This window comes from Saccharopolyspora thermophila, from assembly GCF_014646075.1.
In the GTDB taxonomy this organism is placed as follows: Bacteria; Actinomycetota; Actinomycetes; order Mycobacteriales; family Pseudonocardiaceae; genus Saccharopolyspora; species Saccharopolyspora thermophila.
Genome location: NZ_BMMT01000005.1, coordinates 217,040 through 242,563 on the forward strand (window position 1 = coordinate 217,040; position 25,524 = coordinate 242,563).

24 protein-coding genes are annotated in these 25,524 nt (G+C 70.8%); 11 read left to right on the forward strand and 13 right to left on the reverse strand.

The features are described 5' to 3' along the window. Positions 1-172 precede the first annotated feature (172 nt). Positions 173-1,411, forward strand: a complete 1,239-nt coding sequence (locus IEY17_RS10170; protein WP_188987062.1) for a hypothetical protein — start codon at positions 173-175, stop codon at positions 1,409-1,411. Between the two features lie 58 nt (positions 1,412-1,469). Here IEY17_RS10170 and IEY17_RS10175 read toward each other — a convergent pair whose 3' ends face one another. Beyond that, the gene (locus IEY17_RS10175) at positions 1,470-2,777 is read right to left on the reverse strand and encodes a glycosyltransferase 87 family protein (protein ID WP_188987063.1); all 1,308 of its coding nucleotides are present in this window, start codon (positions 2,775-2,777) and stop codon (positions 1,470-1,472) included. A 292-nt stretch (positions 2,778-3,069) separates the two neighbouring features. Between IEY17_RS10175 and IEY17_RS10180 the strand changes: the two genes are divergently transcribed. Next, positions 3,070-3,933 (forward strand): sensor domain-containing diguanylate cyclase, encoded by an 864-nt coding sequence (locus tag IEY17_RS10180; protein WP_188987064.1) that lies wholly within the window; start codon positions 3,070-3,072, stop codon positions 3,931-3,933. A gap of 162 nt (positions 3,934-4,095) precedes the next feature. Here IEY17_RS10180 and IEY17_RS10185 read toward each other — a convergent pair whose 3' ends face one another. Together IEY17_RS10185 and IEY17_RS10190 are read right to left on the reverse strand one after the other, a co-directional pair. Continuing rightward, complete coding sequence (locus IEY17_RS10185; protein ID WP_188987126.1) at positions 4,096-5,193, reverse strand: inositol-3-phosphate synthase; 1,098 nt, start codon at positions 5,191-5,193, stop codon at positions 4,096-4,098. A 20-nt stretch (positions 5,194-5,213) separates the two neighbouring features. Next, positions 5,214-5,783, reverse strand: coding sequence for a PadR family transcriptional regulator (locus tag IEY17_RS10190; protein ID WP_188987065.1), 570 nt, complete (start codon positions 5,781-5,783; stop codon positions 5,214-5,216). A 223-nt stretch (positions 5,784-6,006) separates the two neighbouring features. On the opposite strand from IEY17_RS10190, the gene IEY17_RS10195 reads away from it, so the two are divergent. The 4 genes from IEY17_RS10195 (at position 6,007) to IEY17_RS10210 (ending at position 11,548) form a co-directional block, all read left to right on the forward strand. Beyond that, on the forward strand, positions 6,007-6,411 hold the full coding sequence (locus tag IEY17_RS10195; protein ID WP_229679996.1) for a DUF5318 domain-containing protein: 405 nt from the start codon (positions 6,007-6,009) through the stop codon (positions 6,409-6,411). Positions 6,412-6,513: 102 nt separating this feature from the next. Then, a complete protein-coding gene (locus IEY17_RS10200) occupies positions 6,514-9,552 on the forward strand; it encodes a transglycosylase domain-containing protein (RefSeq protein ID WP_188987066.1) in 3,039 nt (1,012 codons plus the stop codon). Between the two features lie 67 nt (positions 9,553-9,619). Further along, positions 9,620-11,260, forward strand: coding sequence for a glycosyltransferase family 87 protein (locus IEY17_RS10205; RefSeq protein ID WP_373289865.1), 1,641 nt, complete (start codon positions 9,620-9,622; stop codon positions 11,258-11,260). Positions 11,261-11,356: 96 nt separating this feature from the next. Then, complete coding sequence (locus IEY17_RS10210; protein ID WP_188987067.1) at positions 11,357-11,548, forward strand: PspC domain-containing protein; 192 nt, start codon at positions 11,357-11,359, stop codon at positions 11,546-11,548. A 61-nt stretch (positions 11,549-11,609) separates the two neighbouring features. On the opposite strand, the gene IEY17_RS10215 is transcribed toward IEY17_RS10210, so the two are convergent. Both IEY17_RS10215 and IEY17_RS10220 read right to left on the reverse strand, forming a co-directional pair. Next, the gene (locus tag IEY17_RS10215; protein ID WP_188987068.1) at positions 11,610-13,025 is read right to left on the reverse strand and encodes a M20/M25/M40 family metallo-hydrolase; all 1,416 of its coding nucleotides are present in this window, start codon (positions 13,023-13,025) and stop codon (positions 11,610-11,612) included. A gap of 92 nt (positions 13,026-13,117) precedes the next feature. After that, complete coding sequence (locus IEY17_RS10220; RefSeq protein WP_188987069.1) at positions 13,118-13,795, reverse strand: GOLPH3/VPS74 family protein; 678 nt, start codon at positions 13,793-13,795, stop codon at positions 13,118-13,120. A gap of 330 nt (positions 13,796-14,125) precedes the next feature. On the opposite strand from IEY17_RS10220, the gene pdhA reads away from it, so the two are divergent. The 3 genes from pdhA to IEY17_RS10235 are packed head-to-tail and all read left to right on the forward strand — an operon-like array spanning position 14,126 to position 17,691. Beyond that, entirely contained in the window at positions 14,126-15,340 is a 1,215-nt protein-coding gene (gene pdhA / locus IEY17_RS10225) for a pyruvate dehydrogenase (acetyl-transferring) E1 component subunit alpha (protein ID WP_188987070.1), read from the forward strand. Further along, entirely contained in the window at positions 15,340-16,356 is a 1,017-nt protein-coding gene (locus IEY17_RS10230; RefSeq protein ID WP_188987071.1) for an alpha-ketoacid dehydrogenase subunit beta, read from the forward strand. The genes pdhA and IEY17_RS10230 overlap by 1 nt, the downstream gene beginning before the upstream one ends. 12 nt (positions 16,357-16,368) lie before the next feature. Continuing rightward, a complete protein-coding gene (locus IEY17_RS10235; RefSeq protein ID WP_188987072.1) occupies positions 16,369-17,691 on the forward strand; it encodes a dihydrolipoamide acetyltransferase family protein in 1,323 nt (440 codons plus the stop codon). A gap of 11 nt (positions 17,692-17,702) precedes the next feature. Here IEY17_RS10235 and IEY17_RS10240 read toward each other — a convergent pair whose 3' ends face one another. Beyond that, the gene (locus IEY17_RS10240; protein ID WP_188987073.1) at positions 17,703-18,173 is read right to left on the reverse strand and encodes a pyridoxamine 5'-phosphate oxidase family protein; all 471 of its coding nucleotides are present in this window, start codon (positions 18,171-18,173) and stop codon (positions 17,703-17,705) included. A 40-nt stretch (positions 18,174-18,213) separates the two neighbouring features. Further along, positions 18,214-18,555 (reverse strand): hypothetical protein, encoded by a 342-nt coding sequence (locus tag IEY17_RS10245; protein WP_229679997.1) that lies wholly within the window; start codon positions 18,553-18,555, stop codon positions 18,214-18,216. Positions 18,556-19,060: 505 nt separating this feature from the next. On the opposite strand from IEY17_RS10245, the gene IEY17_RS10250 reads away from it, so the two are divergent. Then, positions 19,061-19,270, forward strand: coding sequence for a hypothetical protein (locus tag IEY17_RS10250; RefSeq protein ID WP_188987074.1), 210 nt, complete (start codon positions 19,061-19,063; stop codon positions 19,268-19,270). 882 nt (positions 19,271-20,152) lie between these two features. On the opposite strand, the gene IEY17_RS10255 is transcribed toward IEY17_RS10250, so the two are convergent. The 5 genes from IEY17_RS10255 to IEY17_RS10275 form a co-directional block, all read right to left on the reverse strand. Continuing rightward, the gene (locus IEY17_RS10255; RefSeq protein WP_188987075.1) at positions 20,153-20,596 is read right to left on the reverse strand and encodes an Imm1 family immunity protein; all 444 of its coding nucleotides are present in this window, start codon (positions 20,594-20,596) and stop codon (positions 20,153-20,155) included. Continuing rightward, positions 20,593-21,324 carry a DddA-like double-stranded DNA deaminase toxin gene (locus tag IEY17_RS10260; protein ID WP_188987076.1) on the reverse strand — a complete coding sequence of 244 codons (732 nt, stop codon included), beginning with the start codon at positions 21,322-21,324 and terminating at the stop codon, positions 20,593-20,595. Before IEY17_RS10260 ends, IEY17_RS10255 begins: the two co-directional genes overlap by 4 nt. 11 nt (positions 21,325-21,335) lie before the next feature. After that, entirely contained in the window at positions 21,336-21,590 is a 255-nt protein-coding gene (locus tag IEY17_RS10265; RefSeq protein ID WP_188987077.1) for a hypothetical protein, read from the reverse strand. A 556-nt stretch (positions 21,591-22,146) separates the two neighbouring features. Beyond that, positions 22,147-23,355 (reverse strand): acyl-CoA dehydrogenase family protein, encoded by a 1,209-nt coding sequence (locus tag IEY17_RS10270; RefSeq protein WP_188987078.1) that lies wholly within the window; start codon positions 23,353-23,355, stop codon positions 22,147-22,149. Positions 23,356-23,365: 10 nt separating this feature from the next. After that, complete coding sequence (locus IEY17_RS10275; protein ID WP_188987079.1) at positions 23,366-23,917, reverse strand: SCP2 sterol-binding domain-containing protein; 552 nt, start codon at positions 23,915-23,917, stop codon at positions 23,366-23,368. A gap of 119 nt (positions 23,918-24,036) precedes the next feature. On the opposite strand from IEY17_RS10275, the gene IEY17_RS10280 reads away from it, so the two are divergent. Beyond that, positions 24,037-24,696, forward strand: a complete 660-nt coding sequence (locus tag IEY17_RS10280; protein WP_188987080.1) for a TetR/AcrR family transcriptional regulator — start codon at positions 24,037-24,039, stop codon at positions 24,694-24,696. Here IEY17_RS10280 and IEY17_RS10285 read toward each other — a convergent pair. After that, positions 24,676-25,515 (reverse strand): MaoC/PaaZ C-terminal domain-containing protein, encoded by an 840-nt coding sequence (locus IEY17_RS10285; protein WP_188987081.1) that lies wholly within the window; start codon positions 25,513-25,515, stop codon positions 24,676-24,678. The two genes, IEY17_RS10280 and IEY17_RS10285, sit on opposite strands and share 21 nt — an antisense overlap. Positions 25,516-25,524 lie beyond the last annotated feature (9 nt).

Below are 25,524 nucleotides of genomic sequence, written 5' to 3' on the forward strand. Positions count from 1 at the left end.
TCGCGGCGGCGCTTCCCGCTGCCACGCTTCGGGAAACGCCAGCCAGTACAGCGTTGTCCAGCATTCGCAAGGCCCACCGTCGCGAACCCCGGTGATCAAATTCCGGTGACGGTGTGGCGCCCGCAGTTGATTTTCTCCCCCGACCGGGGAAGTCTTGTGAAGGAGAAATCCCATGCAGACTTGGGCGAAGCGTGGCGTGCAGGCCGCGCTGGTCACTGGTGGCATGTTGGCCGTCGGCACCGGAGTCGCAGCCGCCAGCGAGACCTGCCCGGAGCGTCCGACCGCGCCGTTGGGAGAGTCGGTGTTGCCACCCGCCCTCGATGAGCTCGGCGACGAAGCGGCCCACTCGGGTCGGTGCCTGGCCGGTGAGTTGCTGCGTGACGACGCCGGCCAGCGGCAGCACAACGCCCCGCTGGTGGCCTCGCGCGCCGACCACTCGCAGACCGCGCTCCGCGGAACCCTCGATCCGGTGCACGACCTGCTGCCCGCCATCGAGAACGAGCGGACCCGCGAGTTCCCCGCGCTGCGCGAGGTGAACTGGCTGCGCCCGACCGAGCCACTGCACCTGGCCGGCTGGGTCGCCGACCCGGCCGCCGCCCGGCCGCTGGAGCCCGGTCTGCCGCCCATCGACGGCCGCCGCCCGGTCACCCCCGCGGAAGGCTTCCACCGCTCGCTCAGCTGGGCCGGGCCCATCGGCGAGGTGATCCAGGGAGGTGCCGGCACCCTCGACGAGGGGGCGTTTCGAACGGGTGCGGTCCTGGATGTCCCTGCGGATCTCGTGATTCCGCACGACGACCTGGTCTACTTCGACGGCTTCGCCGACCGCCCCGGCGGAATCGTCGACCTCTGGGAGGGCGTGCTCACCGGCGGCCGCGGCCTGGTGTCCGCCGAGCAGGTCGACCTCACCTCGGCGGAACTGCCCGGTCTGCGCAACGAGGTGCACACCGTGCCGACCGACGTGGTCGTCAGCGCGCTGTCCGCGTTCGCCGCTCCCCCGGCGCCGCGCCCGGACGTCGTGCCGCTGCAGGTGCCGGGCGAACACCAGATGCAGGCGCACGAGGTCCCGGACCTCAACAGCCTGCCGATCATCGAGGTGTCGCAGACCCAGCGGTTCGCGCCGCGCACCGAGTCCCCCGGTGTGTCCGCACCGCTGCCGGTGCTGGGAAACCTGAACGCGCTGCGGGGCGGACAGACTGCGGTGCCGCAGGTCAATCGGATCGCCGCCGCCCTGGAGGGTGCCCAGCCGCGCAGCCGCGTGGCCCGCACCGGCGGGCTGCCGGTACTCGGCGGCGTCCCGGACATCACGGCGGCGCAGGGCGAGACGCTGCTGACCCCGGGCGTCACCCCGAACAACGGCGTGTTGCGCACCCTGTCCGATGCGGACACCGTGGTGTTCGACCGGATCAGCTGACCCGCCAACGACAACCGGGGCGGGGAGCCGACCAGCTCCCCGCCCCGGTTTGTGTTGCTCAGGGGACCGGGACGGGGGCCTCCGGGGTGGGGTCGCCGTCGGCGGTGGGCCGGGTGATGGCAGCGCGGGAACGCCACCACAGGACCGCGTGGTAGAGCAGGAACGCCAGTCCGAAGTAGACGTAGGCGTTGCCGATCAGGTGCTCGAAGACGTTCCAGTGCAGTTCCTTGCCGCCGCCCTGCGGCACCTTCCAGTGCGGGCCCATGGTGAAGAACCCGGCGGCCATCGCGGTCGCCAGCAGCAGTGGCCACTCACGGCGCGCGTATGCCCCGCCGGCGAGCAGCACCAACCCCGGGATCGCCCACACCCAGTGGTGCGACCAGGAGATCGGCGACACCAGCAGACCGAGGATCCCGTTGATGACCACCGCCAGCGGCAGGTCCTGCTGCCGGATCGCATGCCGCATGCCCAGCACCGCCAGCACCAGCACCACCGCGGCCAGCGCGGTGAACAGCACCGCAAGGCTCGGCACCGACATCTTGCTCAGCAGCGACCGCAGCGACTGGTTGCCCGCGTAGGTCGAGGCGTCCCCGGTGAACTTCGGGCCGAACGACACGTTGCTCGTGCCGAAGATCTCCTGCAGCCAGAAGCGCCGGGCGTTGTCGAAGGTCAGCAGGAAGCCCAGCAGCATCGTGCCCAGGAAGGTCAGCAGCGCGGTCGCGATCGTGCGGAAGTCCCGGCGCAGCAGCGGCAGCAGCAGGAACACCAACGGGGTGAGCTTGATGCCGGCGGCCAGCCCGATCAGCAACCCGCGCGGGTATGGCAGCTTCCGCGGTCCGCGCACCCGCCACAGGCAGTCCACCGCCACCAGCGCCATCAGCACCAGGTTGATCTGCGCGTAGGTGATGGTCTCCATCACCGGTTCGGTGATCGTCGCCAGCGGCAGCAGCGCCGCGGTCACCAGCAGCACCTTGTCCCGGTGCGCCTGCAGGAACGTCGAGGCGCTGAGCACCACGTACAGCGTGACCAGCAGCGACAGGTGGCTGACCACCGTGAGCACCACGGTCGAGCCGAGCTTCGGCAGCAGCGCCAGCGGCGCGAACAGGATCGCCGCGAACGGCGGGTAGATGAACGGCAGCGCCAGCCCCGACTCGGTGGCCGGCAGGTTGTTGTAGAGGTCCCGGCCACCCAGCAGAGCCTGCGCGCCGAGCCGGTACACCTCGCCGTCGATGTGGTCGTGCGGGTTGATCGTGGACACCATGATCAGCGCGACCAGCTCCGCGACCACGATGACCGCCAGCAGCGACCGGTGTTCGCGCAGCCGCTCCCCGAGCGGTCGGCTCATCGCGTTTCCGTGCACCGGCATGCACCGTCCTCTCGCCCGAAACTCCCCCCGGCCAGCGTAGAGATCCCGGGCGCGGCCGGGGCCGCGGTGGCGGGTTGTGCGACCCGCGCCACCGGCCGGTTTCACCTGCTCGATCTCTCAAGCACCGTTCGCTGAGGTGACGACCGGGAGAATCCGCGGTGAAGCCCTGACGCACCGTGATGTGCGTTGCGTGAATACCACCATTACGGGTGGTCGCCGGGCTCTTGAATTCGGACCGGCCCGGAGGGGAGGCTCAAACGGACTGCTCCGTTTGGCGGGAGGAGGGGGCCGAATGAGTGTCCTGCACGTGACCGAACCGGCTCAGCTGGCGCCAGAGTGGGACGAACTCATCAGCGGACTCAACATCGGCGTGCTGCTCACCGACGAGCGCGGTCAGGTGCTGGCCACCAACGACGTCGCCGCCGAACTCATGCAGCTGTCCCGGACCGACCTGCTCACCGGCGCCCGGCCGGCCGGCTGGCAGGTGCGCGACGACACGGGGGCCCCGATGCCCGACTGGGCGGAGCTGGCGGGGCAGGTGCTGCGCGCCGGGTCCTCGCTGTCCATCCCGCTGGTGATCGCCCGCAGCGGCCAACCGCTCAGCCGCATCTGGGCGGACTACCACGCGGTGCGGGTGCAGGGCCGCAGCCGGGTGCTGGTGGTGCTGCAGTCGGTGCACACCGACGTGTCGCACAGCCACGGCCTGCTGGACCCGCTGACCGGCCTGCCCGGTCGGGTCCTGCTGCTGGACCGGCTGGAGCAGTCCCTGGTGCGGGCCCGCAGCCGCGGCATGCTGACCACGCTGGTGCTGGTCGACGTCAACCGGCTGGTCGAGTTCAACGCCGAGTTCGGCTTCGATCGCGGCGACGACCTGCTGCGCACGCTGGCCGACCGGCTGCGCGAGGGCCTCAGCGACGAGTACACCGTGGCCCGCTACGGCGGCGACGAGTTCGCCGTGGTGGCCGAGCACCCGAGCGGCGCCGGCGAGGAGATCGCCGTGCAGGTCCGCGAGGTCGCCGGATGGCCGGTCCGGGTGGGCCGGCGGAGCGTTCGGCCCGGTCTGCGGGTCTCCTGGGTGACCACCGACGGCCACGCCTCGGTGCACACGGTGCTCGCCCGGGCCGAGCAGCAGCTCCAGTACGGAGGAAGGAGGTGACCGCGTGGGTCTGGGGACGGACCCGAACACGACGAGGGGCACCCGTGCGACCACACCGGGTGCCCCTCCTGCTTGCCGAACGGACCCGCTGCCGAGGGCTGGCCGGATGCGGTTGCGCTCTTCGGCACCGCTGCGCAGCACGAGCCTGGAACGGGTCCACCCTCAGCGGTCGACCTTGCCTGCGATGAAGTCCTCGACCGCCTGGTAGGCGGCGGAGTCGGAGTACTGGACCGGCGGGGACTTCATGAAGTAGGAGGAGGCGGACAGGATCGGGCCGCCGATGCCGCGGTCCTTGGCGATCTTGGCGGCGCGGATCGCGTCGATGATGATCCCCGCCGAGTTCGGCGAGTCCCACACCTCGAGCTTGTACTCCAGGTTCAGCGGCACGTCGCCGAAGGCGCGGCCCTCCAACCGCACATAGGCCCACTTGCGGTCGTCCAGCCACGGCACGTGGTCCGACGGGCCGATGTGCACGTTGCGCCTGCCCAGGTCACGGTCCACCTGGGAGGTCACCGCCTGGGTCTTGGAGGTCTTCTTCGACTCCAGGCGCTCCAGTTCCTTCATGTTCAGAAAGTCCATGTTGCCGCCGACGTTGAGCTGCATCGTGCGGTCCAGGTGCACGCCCCGGTCCTCGAACAGCTTGGCCAGCACCCGGTGCGTGATGGTCGCGCCCACCTGCGACTTGATGTCGTCGCCGACGATCGGCACGCCCGCGTCGGTGAACTTCTGCGCCCACTCCGGGTCGGAGGCGATGAACACCGGCAGCGCGTTGACGAAGGCCACCCCGGCGTCCAGTGCGCACTGCGCGTAGAACTTGTCGGCCTGTTCCGAGCCCACCGGCAGGTAGGACACCAGCACGTCGACCTCGGCGTCCTTGAGCGCCTGCACCACGTCGACCGGCGCCTCGTCGGACTCCTCGATGGTCTCCCGGTAGAAGCGGCCCAGGCCGTCATAGGTGTGCCCGCGCTGCACGGTCACGCCCAGCGGCGGCACCTCGGCGATCTTGATGGTGTTGTTCTCGCTGGCGACGATGGCCTCGGAGAGATCCCGCCCGACCTTCTTGGCGTCCACGTCGAACGCGGCGACGAACTTGACGTCCCGCACGTGGTAGTCGCCGAAGGTGACGTGCATCAAACCCGGCACCCGGCTGTCCGGGTCGGCGTCGGCGTAGTAGTGGACGCCCTGCACCAGCGACGCCGCACAGTTCCCGACGCCGACGATCGCCACCCGCACCGTTCGACCGGGACGCTGTCCGCCCATGGCAGGGCCCTCCTTCTTGGTCATCTGTCGTGTCCTTGCACTTCGTGCCCGAGCGCCGCAGCAGCCTGCTCGGCGCGCTCGTGTTCGATGATCTGGTCGAGCCAGCGGACCTCGTTCTCGCTGTGGTCGAGCCGCAGGCGGTGCCACTCCCGTGTGTAGCGGTCGAACCGGTCGGCGCGGGCGAGCGCGCTGCGCAGGCCCTCCCGGCGCTCCTCGACACGACGGCGGCGTCCCTCCAGAATCCGCAGCCGGACCTCGGCCGGGGTGCGGGAGAAGAACACCACGTGCACGCCGAACGCGTTGTCCTCGCAGGACTGCGGCCCGCACTCGCCGACCAGCTCGGCGAAGCGGCTTCTCCCGGCGGCCGTGATGCGGTACACGCGCCGGGCCCGGCGTCCCCACCCGCGCTGCCCGGCGGTCTCGGGCTCCTCTTCGATCAACCCGGCGCGTAGCAACCGCCGCAACGTCGGGTACAAAGTTCCGCAGGACAGGGCGCGGAAGGCGCCGAGCGTGTCGTGCAACCGCTTCCGCAGCTCGTAGCCGTGCATCGGGCTTTCGTGCAGGAACCCGAGCACGGCGAGTTCGAGCATCCGCACCTCCCGGAATCCAGCGCCCGACCCAGATCAGCGGTGGCAGCATCCCCGCACCGGAGCGAGTCCGCAGGCCACGTGCAGGAGTATATCGCGCCGATATATCGGCGCACGTCTTGTGAACTGCCGCCGCAGTGGTCGTCGTCACGGCGGCGGAGGACGGCGGCCGGGGCTGCCCTGAACGGCGCATGGAGCAGTCGCGGTGGACACGTACCCTGTGGTCGTGCAGACCCAACGGCAGGTGGTCGATTACGCGTTGCAGCGCCGAGCGTTGCTCGCGGAGGTCCACGCTGGCCGGGTCGGGGTGATGGAGGTCTGCGACGCCGATCCGTACCTGCTGCGGGCGGCGGAGTTCCATGGTGAACCGAGCGGGATTCCCTGCCCGGTGTGCCGGAAGGAGCCGTTGACCCTCGTGTCCTGGGTTTTCGGCGACGCCCTCAAGCACGCGTCCGGTTCGGCGCGCGCCCCGGAGGAGCTCGACCGGATGGCGACCATGTTTGAGGAGTTCAACGTCTACGTCGTAGAGGTATGCCGCACATGTAACTGGAACCACCTGGTGCAGTCCTACGTCCTCGGAACCGGTGGCTTGAACGACGGCCGGTCCCGGCGCAAGACTGCAGCAGAGTGACCTCGGCCGTGCCCCGACGCGACCGAGCGCGCCCGGTGCGGCGCACTCCCGACGTGAACGCATCACCCGGCGTCCGATGACGCCTGTCCTGGAGGCCCACTCGTGAACGACGAGCGCGACGACCACTCCCCAGGCCGCCGCCCAAGGCCGCACCCCGATGGTCGAGGCACCCCACCACCGCCGCCGCGTCCCGGACCGCCGCGCCCCGGCGGTGACCCGGGTCGGCCTCCGCAGCGACCCGCGCCCGGTCCCGGCGCGGGCGGTCCGGCGTGGCCGGGCGCGGAAACGAGGCCCGGCGGGCCTGCCCGGCGGCCCGCTCCGCCGCCCGGCGGTCCGCAGTGGCCGGCCGAGAACCCGGACATCCAGGACACCCAGAAGCACCCACCGGTGCCGCCGCCGGGCCAGCACGCACCTCGGCCGGGCGGCGAGCCCGCGCAGGAGCGCACCGATGCCTGGACGCCGTCGTTCGACGACGATGACCAACCGGACCTGGCCAAACGGTTGAACGGCGGTGACGCGCCGACGGACAACCGCGGGGGCCGCACGCTCGACCTGCCCACCACCTACGCCGCGGCGCCGCCCGCTGGTCCGCGGCAGGGGCCGCGGCCCGGCCCGCAGCAGAACCGGCAGCCGCCGCCACCGCCGGGCGACGAACAGCCGACCCAGCACATCCCGCAGACCCCGGCGGACGACGACCGGCGTCCCTCCGGGGGTGCTGCGGCGGCCGCGGCGGGTGCCGGGATGGCTGGTGCCGCGGGTGGTGCTGTCCGGGGCGGCGACCCGGTCCCGCCCCGGGAGCCGCAGCTGCTCACGCACCAGGAGCAGGGCAGCACCTACGACTACTACGCCGACGACCACCCGGTCGACGACCCGTACCCCAGCTACGACGACGATCGGAACGATCTCGATGGCGACTACGACGGCGACGACCGAGATCCGGACGACCTCGCCGACCAGGACGACGAGATGAGCGCCAAGCAGGCCAGGCGCCGGAAGCTGTGGCGGCGCGTCCGGCGCTGTTGCTACGTCGCCGTCGCGTGCGTGGTGCTGCTCCCGGTCGCGGTCTTCATCTACGGCTACCTCGCCTGGGACGTGCCGGACGAGGCCAAGGTGATGAGCGCGGCCCGGCCGATCGAGCTGCAGTACGCCAACGGCGCTCCGCTCGCGCGCGTCGAGCCGAAGGGCTCGCGGGAGATCGTCAAGAACATCAACGACGTCTCCGAGGTGATGCGTAACGCCACCATCGCTGCCGAGGACGCCACGTTCCGCACCAACCCCGGCTTCGACTTCATGGGCATCGCCCGCTCGGTCTACTTCCTGGTGACCGGCTCGGGTGTCGGCGGCGGCTCCACGATCACCCAGCAGTTCATCAAGCTGGACCTGGAGCTGAACAAGAAGGACCCGACGTACGTCCGCAAGATCAAGGAAGTCGTCCTCGCGTTCAAGATGACGCAACAGCGCGAGAAGGACGACATCCTCCTGGCGTACCTGAACACCGCGTACTACGGCCGCGGCGCGGACGGGATCACCGCTGCGTCGCGCGCCTTCTTCAACAAGAAGCCGAGCGAGCTCAACGCGGCGGAAGCGGCCATGCTGGCGGGCATGGTGCAGCGCCCGCGCGACAACGACCCCCGCGTGGACCTGGAACAGGCCACCACGCGCTGGAACTACGTCGTCGAGCAGATGGAGAGGAACGGGTTCCTGCAGCCCGGCGAGCGGCAGACCATGCGGATGCCCGAGACGCTGCCCCGCTCGGAGTGGAAGTCCAACAACAGGCTCACGCCCGAACAGGACGCCATCTGGGAGGCCATCAAGGACGAACTGGAGGGCCACGACCTCTCCGCGAGCGCGCTCTCCCGCGGCGGCTACACGATCCGGACCACCATCGACCCGGAGGCGCAGCAGAAGGCCGAGGCCGCGGTCCACGCGGTGATGGATGACGAGCCCGAGTCGCTGCGCACGTCGCTGGTCGCGGTGGACCCCAAGAACGGTGGCGTCCTGGCCTACTACGGCTCGAAGAAGACCGTCGGCGACCTGGACTGGGCCAGCCGGCCGCAGCAGCCGGGCTCCTCGTTCAAGCCCTTCGTCGTGCTCGCCGGTCTGGAGAAGGGCCGGGGCATCGGCGAGACCTACGACGGCAGCTCGCCGCAGACCATCGCCGGGACCGAGTTCGCCAACGCGCCGGGCGTCAGGTGCGACGTGCCGGAGCACTGCGGCATTCGTGAGGCCATGACCAAGTCGGTCAACACGGTTTTCGTCAACCTCGCCAACCAGATCGGGGCGTCGAACGTCGCGAAGGCCGCGCACCAGGCGGGCATCCCGGAGTCCACGAAGCTCGCCAACGACAACGGCGTGACCGAGGCCGGTATCGCGCTGGGCATGTACCCGGTGCGCCCGGTCGACATGGCCGCCGCGTACGCGACGTTCGTCAACGAGGGCCAGCGGGTCAAGCCGCACTTCGTGGCGGAGGTGACCAGCCCGGAGACGGGCAAGCTGGACCTGGACGTTCCCGAACCGGAGCCGGCCTACGGCGACGAGGAGACCAGCAAGGACATGGCCTTCAACGTCGGGCAGACCCTGACGAGGGTCGCCGAGCACTCCAAGGCGCCGCTGAGCGGCAACCGGCCGGTGGTGTCCAAGACCGGGACCCACCAGTGGGGCAACACCACCAAGAACCAGAACGCGTGGATGATCGGCGCCACCCCGCAGATCTCCACGGCGGTGGCGATGCTCAACGACGACAACGGCCCGAAGCCGTTGGAGGACGCCAACGGCGAGAGCTTCTACGGCGGTGGGTTGCCGGCCAAGGTGTGGCAGAAGTTCATGAACGACTACCTCAAGGGCAAGAAGGTGATGCCGCTGCCCACCGGGGAGAAGATCGGCCAGTTCGAGGACACCCCGCCGCCCCCGCCGCCGGCGCCGACGACCCAGCCGTCGACCACCTCGAATCCGCCGACCTCGGAGGACGATGATTCGAGCGAGTCGGACAAGCCGGACCGGCCCACGCACAGCCGGCCGCGGCCCGGTGACGACTGCGGGGGCTGGCTGGAGCCGCCGTGCGACGACACCGGCGGTGACGACGGTGACGGGGACTCCGGTCCGCCGAACCACGTGGCACCGACGAGAACGAGGACTCGGTAGCGCAGCAGGGGCATCCGCGGTCGGCGGGTGCCCCTGCCGCTGTCCGGGGCCCAAGTAGCATCCGGTCGTGTCCACGTCGAGCGAGCCCACCAGCACCGACCCGCCGTCGCCCGGCAACCGTCCCAGCGCCGCGGTGGACAGCGACTCGCTCGGCCCCGCGGACCGGGTGGTGCCGACCTGGACCGAGCCGCTGGCGTGGGCGCTCAGCCGCCCCTTCGGCGGCCGGATGGGCCGCCACGCCCAGGTGGGGCGGCAGTGGTTCTGGACCCCGCTGCGGGTGGTGCTGCTGCTCGCGGTGCTGATGCTGGCCGCCGCGTGGCTGTTCAAGGCCCCCTGCCAGGTCACCCACGACACCGGCAACGGACCGCAGCTGGACTGGCGCGACCACCGCCAGTACACGGCGATGTGCTACACGGACATCATCCCGCGCTACGGGATGGGCGATCTCGCTCCGGACACCGCCTTCCCCTACAAGACCGCCTGGCTGGAGAACCCGGGCACGCCGCAGCAGAAGGTGCGGTACATGGAGTACCCGGTGCTCACCGGGCTGTTCCAGTGGGTCAACGCGCGGGTCGCCGACGGGTGGGCGACGCTGGCCGGGTTCGGCTGGCTGCCCGGCGGCATGATCACCGTGCTCTACTTCAACATCTCGGCGTTCTGGCTGGCCGCGGCCTGGCTGGTGACCGTCTGGGCGCTGGTGCTGCTGTGCCGTCGGCGGCTCTGGGACGCCGCGCTGGCCGCCGTCTCGCCGCTGGTCTTCGTGCACGCCTTCACCAACTTCGACGCGTTGGCCGCGGCCCTGGGCACCACGGGGCTGCTCGCGTGGTCGCGGCGCCGACCGGTGCTGGCCGGGGTGCTGATCGGTCTCGGCGGGGCGACGAAGCTGTACCCGCTGTTCTTCCTCGGCCCGCTGCTGGTGCTGGCGCTGCGTGCCGGGAAGCTGACCGAGGCGATGCGGTCCGTGCTGGCGGCCGCCGTGGCGTGGCTGGCGGTCAACCTGCCGATCCTGCTGCTGTACCCGGCGGGGTGGCGGGAGTTCTTCCGGTTGAACGCCGAGCGGCCCGCCGACCCGGACTCGCTCTACAACGTGCTGATGCACTTCACCGGCTGGGCCGGTTTCGACGGGCCGCTGGCCGACGGGCAGGTTCCGGTGGTGCTGAACCTGGTCAGCCTCCTGCTGTTCCTGGCGGCCTGCGCGGGGATCGCCTGGCTCGCGCTGGCCGCGCCGACGCGGCCGCGGCTGGCGCAGCTGTGCTTTTTGGTGGTGGCGGCGTTCCTGCTGACCAACAAGGTGTGGAGCCCGCAGTACTCGCTGTGGCTGGTGCCGCTGGCGGTGCTGGCGATCCCCCGCTGGCGGCTGCTGCTCGGGTGGATGCTGGTCGATGCGGCGGTGTGGGCGCCGCGGATGTACTACTACCTGGGCACCGGGAACAAGGGCCTACCGGAGGGCTGGTTCCTCGGCGCGGTCGTCATCCGCGACGCCGTGGTGGTCGCGCTGTGCGTGCTGGTGGTCCGTGAGGTCCTGCGACCGGCGGAGGACAAGGTCCGCGTCGCGCTGGCGGCGCGCGGCGAGCGTCCCGCGGGCGCAGTGGACGACCCGTGCGGCGGTTTTCTGGACGGGGCGCGGGACCGGTTCGTGTGGCCGTGGCGGGGACGCCGCGGCGAGCTGTGCCCGAACAGCGGAGGGCACCTGGTACCGCGCCGGTAGTCCCCGCCGTCCCCGGGAGGTTCGAGACGGCGGGCCAGGGACATTTCGGGGTTCGCCCCTGGTGCGGCGGGCCGCCGTGGCGGGGAACCTGGAGGCATGACAACGTACCGAATGCCCCTTGCCCGGCCGCGAGACGAGGCGATGATCGCGGGTGTCTGCGCCGGACTGGCCCGGCGGTTCGGCATGAAGCCGTTCACCGTCCGGGTCCTGTTCCTGCTGTCCTGCCTGCTGCCGGGTCCGCAGTTCGTGTTTTACATCGTGCTCTGGATCCTCATGCCCAAGCGCTGACCGCGGAGACTCGGCGTGGCGGGCGAGCAGCGAGCCCGCCGGGGCCGTGCGCGCGGGGGCGTCAGCGGTGGGCGTGGGCGTCGAGGACGTAGGCGATCGCCGAGGTGACCTTGGCCGCGAACGCCAGGTTCAACGACTCGTCCGGCACATGCGCGTTGCTGCCCGGGCCCAACGCCCCGGTGACCACGAACTGGGCGTCCGGGTAGGCGTCATGCAGCAGCCCCATGAACGGGATCGAGCCGCCGAGGCCCATGGTCCGCCATGCCGCGCCGAACACCTCGTCACTCGCCCGGTCCAACGCCGTCACCAGCCACGGCGCCGGGTCCGGCGCGTTCCAGCCCGGCCCGGTCTCGGTGTGGCCGAAGGTCACCTCCGCCCCGTACGGGACGTCGGTGGTCAGCGTCTCCCGCAGCGCGCGCAGCGCCGCCTCGGCGTCGGCGGTCGGCGGCAGCCGGAAGCTCAGCAGCACCGTCGTGTGTGGCCGCAGCACGTTGCCCGCGTCGGCCGGCAGGGGCAGCCCGTCGGCGCCGATCACCGACAGCGTCGGCCGCCAGGTGCTGTTCAGGGCGAGTTCGACCTCGTCCTCGGACACCGGGCGCACACCCTCCAGCCACGGCACCGAGCCGCGCACCAGGCCCGGCGCGGCCTCGACCGCCGCCCGCGCCTCGGCGACCCGGTTCGCCGGGATCTCCACGTTCAGCTCCGGCACCAGGACCTCGCCGGTGGCGGAGTCCTCCACCCGGTCCAGCAGCTGTCGCAGCACACGGAACGAGCTGGGCACGATGCCGCTGGCGATCCCCGAGTGCAGCCCGCTGTCGAGCACCCGCACCCGCAGCTCCAGCTGCACCAGGCCGCGCAGCGAGTTGGTCAGCCACAACCGGTCGTAGTCGCCCGCACCGGAGTCCAGGCACACCACCAGGGACACCTCGCCGAGCCGGTCCGACAGGTGCTCCAGGTAGGCGGGCAGGTCCGGGCTGCCGGACTCCTCACCGGTCTCCAGCAGCACCACGCAGCGCGCGTGCGCGCCGCCGTTCGCGCGGACCGCCTCGATCGCGGTGATCGCCGCGTACCCGGCGTACCCGTCGTCGGCGGCGCCGCGGCCGTACAGCCGGCCGTCGCGCGCCACCGGGGTCCACGGGCCGAGCCCTGGCGACCAACCGCCGAGCGGCGGCTGCTTGTCGAGGTGGCCGTAGAGCAGCACGGTCGAGTCGGCCACGCCGTCGGTGGGCGGGATGTCCACGAGCAGCAGCGGGGTGCGCTCGGGCAGCCGCACGACCTCGATCCCGGCGCCCGGGATGTCGCGGGCCGAGATCCACGCCCGCACGTGCTCGATGGCGGCGTCCAGGTGCCCGGCGGCGGCCCAGCCGGCGTCGAACGCGGGGGAGATCGCCGGGATCTTCACCAGGTCGGCGAGGCTCGGCAGGACCGATTCCTCCCACGCCCGGTCAACGGTGTTGGTCACGGCTGCACGATCCACGCCGCGATCCTATGCCCGCTCCCGACGCCCGCCCGGAGCTGTCCGGAACTGCCCAGCGCAGGAAATCCGCGCGGGCACGGAGTGCTGGCCGCTCAGCCGCCCGCCGAGACGATGATCGCCGGAACCGCGGTGATGGCGGCCAGCGTCGCTGCCACCGCCGCGCCGACGGCCTCACCCAGGTCCTCCCGCTCGGCGGTGGTCCGCAGCTCGGCCCGCTCGGCCCGGTTGAGGTCCAGCATGTAGGCGAGCCCGCTGCGCACGGTCAACGCGCTCAGCAGCGCCAGCCGCCCGTCGACCGGCCGTGTTCCGGCAGCCAGCTCGCGTAACTCCGCCACCAGCTGGTCGCGGGTCGCCCGATCGGGGTAGTAGCGGTCGTCGGGCAGCACCCCGAGGAACTTCCGATGCTCGCGCCGCAGCAGGCCCTGCTCGACGAGCACCTGCCGGTGCACCTGGAACGCACTGGTGCGTCCGGGCAGCCACCAGGTGAGGTCGACGGGCTGGTTGTCCGGCCCGGCCCGCTGCTGCAGCTCAGCCAGCAGCCGGTCCATCCACGGCAGCCCGCTCCACCCCGCGTCGAGCAGCCGAACCGCGGTGCCCCGCACCTCGACCCGGTCGCGCAACGCCAACTCGCCGATCTCCGCCGCTGCCGCGGCCGTGTTCGGGTTCGCGCTGACGTAGTACGTCCCGTTGTCCTTGTGCATGAGCAGGGCGATCTCGTCGGGCAACGAGAGCGGATTCGGGAACTCGGCCACGCGTTCAGTCTGTCTCATTCGTGCAGTTTTGTGCACCGTTGGCGGCACAGTCGGGAGCGCGATGGTCCAGGCCGCGTTAGTCGGACCTCCATTACTTCGATGACCTGCGGTTTTGCCGTGATCGACAGGGTTCTACGGTGATCTCGCGGGAGGACGCCGGTCGAGTTCCGGCCACGCGGAATCCCTGTGGCAGGGGTCACGAAAACGCCCGGTTTCGTGCCAGGATGGCGGAGAGCGATCCATCGCTGCGCCGCGGCCGCCCGGGTGACCCACCGGGGCGGCGGGATGCAGTTGTCGGACACCACGCCACAAGCGAGGTGGGCCGACGCGGACACGAGGAGAACACACATGTCCCCCGAGCACTGGACGCGACCCACGACCGAAGGCACCGCCGGGCCCCCTGCCACCGCAGCCAAACCCACACGGGAGCAGGTGATCGCCGGTTTGCGTGCCACGAGCGAAGGCGGAGCTGACCTCGTCCAGCTCCTCACCCCCGAAGGCCAGCGGGTCGAGCACCCGGACTTCGACATCGACATCTCCGACGCGGACCTGCGTGACCTGTACCGCGACATGGTGCTGGTCCGCCGCGCCGACCGGGAAGGCAACGCGCTGCAGCGGCAGGGCCAGCTGGGCATCTGGGTCCCGCTGCTCGGCCAGGAGGCGGCCCAGATCGGCGCCGGCCGCGCGCTGCAGCCACAGGACATGGCCTTCCCCAGTTACCGGGAGCACGGCGTGGCCTGGTGCCGGGGCATCGACCCGACCGAGCTGTTCGGTATCTTCCGCGGCACCGACCACGGCAGCTGGGACCCCACCGCCACCCGCTTCCACCTCTACACGATCGTCATCGGCAACCAGTGCCTGAACGCCGCGGGCTACGCCATGGGCCAGCGCTTCGACGGCAAGGTCGGCGACCCGGACGGCGAGGCCACCATGGTGTTCTTCGGCGACGGCGCCACCAGCCAGGGCGACGTGCACGAGGCCATGGTGTGGTCGGCGGTCTACGACGCACCCCTGGTGTTCTTCTGCCAGAACAACCAGTGGGCGATCTCCGAACCGCTGGAGCGCCAGACCCGCGTGCCGCTGTACCAGCGCGCCAGCGGCTACGGCTTCCCCGGCATTCGCGTCGACGGCAACGACGTGCTGGCCAGCCTCGCGGTCAGCCGGTGGGCGCTGGACGAGTGCCGCCAGGGCAACGGCCCGGTGCTGATCGAGGCGTTCACCTACCGCATGGACGCGCACACCACCTCCGACGACCCGACCCGCTACCGGCTGGCCGACGAGCAGGAGGCGTGGAAGCTCAAGGACCCGATCGAGCGGCTCCGGGTGCACCTGGTCCGCGAGCAGTTCGCCGACCAGGACTTCTTCGACGGCGTCGACGCCGAGGCCGACGAGCTCGCCGCGCGGCTGCGCGAGTTCTGCTTCACCATGCCCGACCCACCCCCCGAGCGGATCTTCTCCGAGGTGTACGCCGAGGAAACGCCGCAGCTCGCCGCCCAGCGCGAGGACTACCTGCGGTACCTGGCCGGGTTCGCAGACGAGGCGATGGCAGGAGGTGTGCGCTGATGGCCGCGCCCGCATTGGAACGTCCGACCGCCACGTCCGGCACCCAGACCGTCACCATCGCCAAGGCGCTGAACATGGGCCTGCGCGCCGCACTGGAGCGCGACCCGAAGGTGCTGGTCATGGGGGAGGACGTCGGCAAGCTCGGCGGCGTCTTCCGGATCACCGACGGCCTGCAGAAGGACTTCGGCGAGCACCGCGTGCTGGACACCCCACTGGCCGAGTCCGGCATCATCGGCACCGCGGTCGGCCTGGCCATCCGCGGCTACCGACCGGTGTGCGAGATCCAGTTCGACGGGTTCATCTTCCCCGGCTTCGACCAGATCGTCTCCCAGCTGGCCAAGCTGCACTTCCGCAGCCAGGGCAGGGTGAAGATGCCGGTCGTGGTGCGGGTGCCGTTCGGCGGCGGCATCGGCGCCGTCGAGCACCACTCGGAGTCCCCGGAGTCGTTCTTCGCGCACATCGGTGGGCTCAAGGTGGTGTCCTGCTCCAACCCGGTGGACGCCTACTGGATGCTCCAGCAGGCCATCGACTGCGACGACCCGGTGTTGTTCTTCGAACCGAAGCGCCGTTACTACGAGAAGGCCAGGCTCGACCCGACCACGCCGCCGATCCCGCTGTTCAGCTCCCGCGTGGTGCGGCCGGGCTCCGCGGTGACCGTGGCCGCCTACGGGCCGATGGTGCGTACCTGCCTCGACGCGGCCACCGCCGCCGCCGAGGACGGTCGGGAGCTGGAGGTCATCGACCTGCGCACGCTGTCCCCGCTGGACCTGGATCCGGTCTACGAATCGGTGCGCCGGACCGGGCGGTTGGTGCTGGTCAGCGAGGCCCCGTCGGAGGCGTCGATCACCTCGGAGATCGCCACCCGCGTGCAGCAGGACTGCTTCTACTCGCTGGAGGCGCCGGTGCTGCGCGTGACGGGCTTCGACACGCCCTACCCGCCGAGCAAGCTCGAGGAGGACTACCTCCCCGACCTTGACCGGGTGCTGGACGCAGTCGACCGTTCACTGGCGTACTGAGGGAGTCGATCGATGGCACTCAAGCACTTCCCGCTGCCCGACGTCGGCGAGGGGTTGACCGAGGCGGAGATCCTGGGGTGGCGGGTCAAGCCCGGCGACACCGTCACCGTGAACCAGGTGATCGTGGAGATCGAGACGGCGAAGGCGTCGGTGGAACTGCCCTGCCCGTGGGCGGGCACGGTCCGCGAACTGCTCGCCGAACCGGGCCAGACGGTGCAGGTCGGCACGCCGATCATCGCGATCGACCTGTCGGGTGGGGCGGCGGCGGAACCCGCCGCGGAGTCCGCGGGCGGCGGCAGGCTCGGTGAGGAGTCCAACGGGCGGATCGCCACGCTCGTCGGCTACGGCCCGCGCACCGGCAGCGTCAAGCGGCGGCCGCGCAAGGACCGGCGGGTCGCCGCGGTGGCGGCACCGGCCCGACCGGAACCGCCCGCACCGGCGCCGAGGCCGGCGCCCGAGCCGGGCCGGTCGGTGGGCGGCTACGTGCCGCTGGCGAAGCCCCCGGTGCGCAAGCTGGCCAAGGACCTCGGGGTGGACCTGCACGCCCTGTCCGGTTCCGGATCGGGTGGTGTGATCACCCGCGAGGACGTGCAGTCGGCCGCCAGCGGCGCGCAGCGAGTCGAGCAACCCGCCGCCGGGCGGGAGCGGCGGGAGCCGATCAAGGGCGTCCGCAAGGCGACCGCGCGGGCGATGGTGGACAGCGCGTTCACCGCGCCGCACGTCACCGAGTTCCTGACGGTCGACGTCACACCGATGATGGAGCTGCGGGAGCGGCTCCGGTCGCACCCGGAGTTCCGCGACGTCAAGCTGACGCCGCTGGCGTTCGCGGCCAAGGCGGTGTGCCTGGCGGTGCGACGCACCCCGGACGTCAACGCCACCTGGGACGAGGCCGCCGGCGAGATCGTCTACAAGGACTACGTGCACCTCGGCATCGCAGCGGCCACGCCGCGCGGTCTGGTGGTGCCCAAGGTCCGCGACGCCGACCGGATGTCGCTGCGGGAACTGGCCGAGGCGCTGGAGCGGCTGGCCACCAACGCCCGCGCGGGCACCACGCCACCGGCGGACATGGTGAACGGCACGATCACGATCACCAACGTCGGGGTGTTCGGTGTGGACACCGGCACGCCCATCCTCAACCCGGGCGAGTCGGCGATCCTGGCGCTGGGCGCGGTTCGTGACATGCCCTGGGTGGTCGACGGCCAGGTGGTGCCGCGCAAGGTGTGCCAGCTGGCGCTGAGCTTCGACCACCGGGTGGTCGACGGCCAGCAGGGGTCCCGGTTCCTGGCGGACGTGGGCGCGATCCTCGCCGACCCCGCCATGGCCATCACCTACTAGCGGCAGCGGGGTCAGGCGCGCCGGAAGGTCCGGACGCCCTGGCCAGGACGCCAGAGCCGGATCACCAGGTGGGTCTGGTCGTCGGCCACGCCGGTGCTGACCACCTCGGTCAGGTCCAGCCGGAACAGGTGCGAGTCCTCGCTCGGCGGCTGGACCTCCGCCACCCACGCGCGGTGTTCGGCACCGGTGACCTCCACCGCCCGGCCCGACACCTTCACGTCCGGATCGGCCATGGAGCCGTCACCGGGGTTGGCGTGCAGTGCGCAGCGGGGGTCCCGAAGCAGGTCGAGCGCCTTGCGGGAGCCGGGCATCGAACCGAGCGTGAGGTCCGGGCCCCGCCACGCGACCTCGATGCCGCTGACCCGCGGCGATCCGTCCCGGCGCACGGTGGCCAGCACGTGGTGTCGAGCCGCCGCGAACCGCTTTCGGACCGCCGCGGCCAGTTCCGGTGCTTCTGCTGCGAACTCCTGCCACGTCGTCATGCGCGCATCGTGGCAGGAGTCACCGACAGCGCGGGGCGGCTCAGTCGTCCTTGCGGCGGCGGCCGCCGCGGTGCGCGCCCGTCGACGCGGCCACCGGCTCGGCCTGTTCGGTCGACTGGGCCTTGTCCGCGGCGGCCTTCTGCTCGTCGTACTCGCGGAGGAAGTCGAAGGCGTGCTTGTCGAAGTCGTGGATGTCGATCTCCGGCAGCTCGCCGAGCTCCTTGTTCAGTTCCCGGAAGATCGGTGTCTCCAGATCAGGCGTGGTGTTCCTCACCGCTTCGCCCTCCCGTTCATCTCGAAGCTGCGGCCGGGCCGCCGCGAGCTGCTCGCCCGCCGCGTCCGGCGTCGAGCCCTCCCCGCTGAGCTCGTGCGGCGCGGGCACCGGCCCACACCCGCGCACGTCCTGGGGACGTGCGCGGCGGGACGGTGACCCGGCGCCACCGACATTCATCCTTTCGGACGAGTGTTCATGGTGCACCCTGCCCAGTGGTCCGGCGCAGGGACCCACGGAATCCTGCACCTTCTCGGCGCAACGCGGGGACTGTTTGTGCAATTCCGCACCGTGGCGAGCGCCACTCCTGATCCGGGCGGCCGTCACCCCATTGATCGATTCCGGTGGTGCCGGGCAGCGTCCGACGCGCCTCGATCGACACACTCGGTGACTGATCGTTCAGTCCCGGGCGCGAACGGATCAATCGCGGAGCGTGTTCCGCCGGTCGCCCGCACGGCCCAGCAGCCACGACTGGCGACGCCGGTCCGGCCGGGGGTCGCGCAGCCGGGCGATAACCCGCCCACCCGGACTAATCGGGCGGCGACGGTGGGCCGGTGGTGCAGATCATTCCGGTGCCGGGGCACGGTGTCCCGGCACCCCCGAAGGGAGACAGATCATGGGTAACCGCGTCAAGAAGGCTCTTGCCGCCTCCGGCCTCGGGCTCGGGATCATGCTGGCCACCGCCGCTCCCGCGCTCGCGGATCCATGGAGCACCTCGGCGCGCGAGTGCTGGTGGGGCGGCGGTCGGGTCGTCGCGCTCGACTTCAACACCTTCGTCTGCCACGGTGGCTGGAACCACGGCCAGTTCGTGACCCATTGGCGCTGATCCCAGGTGGCGCGGGCCGCCACTCCCCCGCGGCCCGCAGCCACGCCAGCGGCGGAACCGCCGCGCGGGCACCGACCCACCTCGGCCCCGGCTCGCCCGTGATCGGCTGAGCCAGCGCTCCCGGGCTGCGCCGCGTTCAAGGCAAACTTGGGAAAGTCCATCCCGGGGCAAGCACCCGACTTGAGAGGCCGTCATGGACCGCGTTGTCATTCTCCGCCTGGACGGGCTCCCCGGCCACGTACACCCCACCGGTCGGCACCCCATACCGCTGCGGCTGCACCCGGCGTGGTTTGATCGCGGCTGGTAGGGGCAGGTCAGTGTTGGGGCGGGCGGCTCGGGTCTTCACGCGAGCGCTGAGCCGTGGGAGGATCACGCGGCCCCGCCCGCCTTTGTCGGGACAAGGAAATGGCGGCAGGTGTCGCGTGGGCGCCGCCAGCGCACCGCGCGTAGCGCGTTGCCCCCGTGCTGGCGTCCTGGCAGTACCACTCCACGGCTGTGTGGACCCTGCGTGCAGCTGTCAACGTGGTCATCGGCTGGCGGCTCCTCGGTCCGGCGCCGGGGTTACTGCGCACATACGGCGCATAATCGCCACGATCGACGCCCGCATGTTCCGTCCGCGCGCCGTGGCGGACGGAACATGCGGGGATCAGCTCAGGCGATATGCCGCCCGGAAATGGCCCTGGCCACCACCAACTGCTGGATCTGCTCGGTGCCTTCGAAGATGTCGTAGATCTTGCGCGGCACCGAGCAGACCAGCAAGCTTCTTGGGAAGAGCCTTGTTTACCTGCGAAAACGTGCTCACCGTGTCTCGGTGGTTCTCACCCGCTCTCGACGTCCCACGGCCCAGCGACGGCCCAGCGCGTGGCGTCTGCGGAGGGCCGGTCAGTGTTGGGGCGGGCTGCTCGGGTCTCCGTACTCGGGCGTCTGCCATTCGACGTTGGTGGGTCGTTGGCCTGTCGTGAGGAATTCGCGGGCGGACCGGATTGCGTCGCCGGTTGGGATGGCGGAGTCTCGCGGGGCGTGGGTCCAGGTACCGCCGAAGTCGAATGCCCATTCTTCGGACGGCGTTTCCGTTGGGCTGAGGGTTGTGATGCTGGTCGTCACGCTTTCGGTGTCGTAGAAGGTCAGTGAGCTGATCTTGTCGGGGCGGCCGAGGCCGATATGGAGGGCGCGCTGTTGGTCGGGGTCGGTGATCTCGACGTAGGTCGGAATTGCTTCTGCGATGGCGTCTGCGTCGACCTGGTGAAGGAGTTGGTCGAGTTCTTCGGCGGTGGTGACTTCGGCCGGTGGCTCGTCGGGGTGGTAGAGCACGGAAAACGCGGTCATGGCTCGGTTCCTTCTCCTGTTCCCTCGTAAACCCGGTGTCCGCCCGGCCAGTAGACGGTCAGTCGGGTTCCTTTCGGCAGTTGTCCGGGCAAGGTGGCGTCGCAGCCAAATCGTCCCGGACACGGCCGGTTGTTGACATACAGGGTGGCTTCGGTGATGCCCTGCTTGCGCAGGCTTGTTCGCAGGAGCGCGGCGGCGTGGCCTTCGGCGTGTTGGGTGGCGACCGCGAAGTTCCTCCAGCGATCTCGGAGTTCGGGGCCTCCTTCTCCCGGTCCGCTTATGCCGCTGTTGACCTCGTGGAGTTTGGTGCCGTCAGTCGTGGTGAGTACGGCGTGCGTGGGGCTGCGTCGGTTGGGCCGCTTTGGCAAGGCGTCGAGGTGGCGGCGGTGAAGTGGTGCGGGGTGGGCCGGTGCGTCCATGTTCGGCTGGTAGCTGGGCGGCCTCCATGAGCTGGTGTCCGGGGCTGCGATGCCGATGGTGTCGGCGAGGTAGGCGGTGAGGTGTTCTGCGGCTGTGCGGAGCTTCGCGGCGGCCTGGTCGGCGTGCTGGGCGGCATCGTGCAGCCGTTGAAAGGCTCGCTGGAGTAGTTCGTTTTGGCTGTCCTCGCCCGCAGTCGCCACACGCTCGGCGGCCTGGTGGAGCGTGTGGCGGGCGTGGGTGAGTTGGTCGGTGGGCAGGGCGGCGAGGATGGCGGATAGGCGGGCGGCGAGGTCTTCGAGTCGGGACATCGGGCCTGCCCTCACAGGTGTTCTGCGTAGGTGCGCAGGTCTGCGGCTGCCTCGGCGGCGGCTCGGGCGCACTTGGTCGCCTGGTTGGCTGCGGCGGCGGTGTCCTGGTCGGCGCTGTGGGCGTGTTCGTTGGCGCTGCCGGTGAGGGCGTTGGTGAGGTCGGTGGAGGTCTCGGTGAGGCGTTCGGCAATCGCGGTGAGCTGATCGGCATAGAGGTCATCGGCGATTCCGGCGAGTAGGGAGCGGAGTTCTTCGAGCTGGCTCACGCGGTCCCCCTTGCGGTGGGTGACGGGTGTTCGACAACTCGTGATCTTCCCCTGTGCCCCCGACAAGGCGACCCCGATTTGCAGTTGGCAAGCCGACCCGGACCGCAGTGGCCGCCAGGCCCGAGGACCGGAAGCGGCGCGGCAGCGAGCGCCCCGACCACGTACCCAACTTGGCCACCTCGGCGCTCGGTGGGACTGGTGCGCGCTGATCTCTGGGGTGGTCGGTTCGGCTACCGGTCGGGCCATTGGTGCTCAAGCCAGGACGTGAGTCCGCGGTTGGCTGTTGAGGACCTGGTGGACGAGCAGCTTCGGAGATCCAGGCGTGAAGCACCGCAGGAGGCCAGCTCGTACGGGGCGATGATGGAAGAAGGTATGTCTTCCTTATTCCGACAAGGGCGGGCGGGGCCGCCGGTGCGAGAACAGCCGCGAGGCTGGAGCGCAGCACCGAGCGAGCCACCGCCCGCCGTGCGCCGCCGCAGGCGGCGCACCTTGATCATGTAGAGCTAGCCGCCGCGTGATCCTCCCACGGCCCAGCGACGGCCCAGCGTTCGCGTTCTCAGGCGATGTGACGGCCGGATATGGCCCTGGCCACCACTAACTGTTGGATCTGCTCGGTGCCTTCAAAAATGTCGTAGATCTTGGCGTCGCGGTGCATCCGCTCCACCGGGAACTCGCGGGTGTAGCCGTTACCGCCGAGGATCTGGATGGCCCGCTCGGTCACCCAGGTGGCCACCCGGCCCGCCTTCAGCTTGGACATCGAGCCCTCGCCCGCGGTGAAGCCGCCGTTGCGGCCCAGCCATGCCGCTCGCCACACCAGCAGGCGCGCCGCGTCGATCTCCATGCGCATGTCGGCCAGGGTGAACGCGATCGACTGGTTCTCGATGATCGGCCGGCCGAAGGTCTCCCGCTGCTGCGCGTACTCCAGCGCGGTCTCGTAGGCGGCCCGCGCGATGCCCACCGCCTGCGCGCCCACGGTCGGGCGGGACAGCTCGAAGGTCTTCATCGCGGCCTGGCTGTTGGCCTTGGTTCCCTCCCGGGCGCGGGCCAGCCGCTCGTCCAGCTTCTCCCTGCCGCCCAGCAGGCAGCGGCCGGGGATGCGGACGTCGTCGAGGAACACGTCCGCGGTGTGCGAGGCGCGCAGGCCGTGCTTGCGGATCTTGCCGGGCGACTCCAGGCCCTTCGTGCCGGGTGGCACGACGAACGCGGCCTGTCCGCGCGAACCGAGCTCCGGGTCCACCACGGCCTGCACCACGTGCACGTTGGCGATGCCGCCGTTGGTCGCCCACGCCTTCTGCCCGTTGAGCACCCACTCGTCGGTGGCCTCGTCGTAGACCGCGCGGGTGCGCATCGCCGCGACGTCGGATCCGGCGCCGGGCTCGGAGGAGCAGAACGCCGCGACCTTCGGGTCGTCGGCGTCGCCGTAGCACTGCGGCACCCACTCGGCGAGCTGGTCGGGCGTGCCCGCGGCGAAGATCCCCGCGACGGCGAGGGTGGTGCCGAAGATCGCCATGCCGATGCCGCCGTCACCCCAGAACAGCTCCTCGTTGGCGATCGGCAGCGACAGGCCCGTGTCGTCGGCCCAGAAGGTGGCCAGTGTCTCGAAGCCGTAGAGCCCGATCCTGGCGGCCTCCTGGATGATCGGCCACGGGGTTTCCTCGCGCTCGTCCCACTCCCGCGCGGCCGGTCGGATGACCTGCTCGGCGAAGCCGTGCACCCAGTCGCGCAGTTCCCGGTGCTCCTCGCTCAGTTCCAGGGAGAATGTCATGGCCGTCCTGTCATGCCTTGGGGATCTGGAACAGCTTGCTCAGGCCCGCGGCGAAGCCGAGATCACCGGCGACCCTGAGCCTGCCCGTCATGAACAGCATGGGCGCCGAGGCGTTGCCGGAGGCCAGTTTCAAAAAATCCGCGGGCGGCACGGTGATCGTCACGCGCGGCGCGTGGTGCGGGTCCTTGTTCACCTCGCACCGGCCGTCGGCCAGTACGCACTCGTAGCGCAGCAGGTCGTCGCCGGTGCCGATGCGCCAGCGCACCACGGCCTCGGTCCGGCCCGCCCGGTCCGGCTGGTAGTGCTCGCCCATCCGGCGGAACACCTCGTCGAGGATGCGTTCGCGCAGTTCGGGGCGTGCCATGACGGCCTGGATCTGGTCGTCGGAAGCGCGCGAGATCAGCCGCGCGAACTGCTCGGGGCGCAGCGCGCCGAGGTTCGCCTCGCCACTTCCGGCGACTTCGGAGGCTGCTTCCAGCAGGGCGACGAACTCCTCCGTGTCGACCTTCTTCGGGTCGAGCTCGCCGAGCGCGGCGATCGGGTTGGATGCGGGTTGCGGCATCAGGCCCCTCCCTTACCTACTCATGAGTAAGTCTACGGACCAGTAGGTTCGCTGACAAGTGCGCGGAATCGATCTGGTCTGATCTAGCCTGACCGGAAAGGACCAGCGTTAGAGGAGAAATGGTCGATCGTCAGGACAGCGACCGCCCCCGGACGCGGCGCCTGCCGCGGGCGGTGCGCGAGCGGCAGATCCTGGACGCCGCGGTCGAGGTCTTCGCCACGCACGGCTTCCACAACGCCTCGATGGACGAGATCGCCGATGTCGCCGGCATCTCCAAGCCGATGCTCTACGCCTACCTCGGCGCCAAGGACGAGCTGTTCGTCGCCTGCATCCGGCGCGAGGCCACCCGGCTGATCGAGGCGATCGGCGCGGCCGTGGAGGCCGGGCTCAGCCCCGCCGAGCAGCTGTGGCGGGGACTGCAGGTGTTCTTCGAGTACGTGCAGCACAACCAGTCCGGCTGGGCCGTGCTGCACCGGCAGGCCAACCTCCAGGGCGAGCCGTTCGTCAGCGAGCTGTCGCAGTGGCGGGAGCGTGCGACACGCCTGATCGCGGCGCTGCTGGCGCAGGCCACGGTGGACTCGGCACAGCCCATGCGGGTCGAGCAGACCGAGCCGTTCGCGGCCGCCCTCGTCGGCGCCGGGGAGGCGCTGGTGGAGTGGTGGCTGCACAACCCCGAGCACACCGCGGACGGCATGGCGATGCGGCTGATGAACATGGTCTGGATGGGCTTCGGAGACCTCGTTGAGGGCCGCTCGTGGTCACCCGGGAACGCGCGCTGACCCCAGCAGGTGCGGTTTCCCCGACCGGGAGCGCAGCGCGAAGTCCCACCCCGCGTCCACCCGCCGGGCGGCGAAGTCCACCGTGGCGGGCAGCAGCAGCGGTGCGCGGAACTCCACCGCCACCGCGCACGCCGCGGACAACCGCTCCGCGAAGGCCGCCAGGCAGCGCGCTTTCGACCACATGCCGTGCGCGATGGCGCGGCGGAAGCCGAACGCCCTGGCCGGCAACGAATGCAGGTGGATGGGGTTGCGGTCGCCCGACACCGCCGCGTACCGGCGGCCGGTGTCGCCGGGAACCCGCCAGGTCGCCGTCGGTTCCCCGGCCAGGTCCGGCCGCCGGTCCGCCCCGCCCTTCCCGGACGCCTCGCCGCGGCGCAGGTAGGTGCTCACCTCCCGCCACACCACCTCGCCACCGAGGCTGGTCTCCGTGATGACGTCGAACTGCCGCCCTTTCGGGTGCGGCCGCAGGTCCGCCACCCGCACCCGTTGCGTCAGCACGTCGGTCACCAGTAGCGGCCGCCGCTGCTCGATGGTGTTGGCCACGTGCACCAGGCCGACCAGTGGGAACGGGAAATCCGGGTCGGTCATCAGCCGCAGTGACAGGCCGAAGCCCAACACGTGCGGGTAGGTGATCGGCAGCTCGTCGCGCAGCCCGAAGCCGCACACCCGCGCGTAGTCGGCGAGGTGCTCGCGGTCGATCTCGATGTCGCGGCGCACGTACTCGGTGCCGGGCAGCTGGTCGCCGCGCCGGCCCGGCCCGGTGGCCACGGCCCTGACATACAGCGCGGAAAGCTTCGGTGTGGTGCTCACTTCCGGCATCGCGAGGTT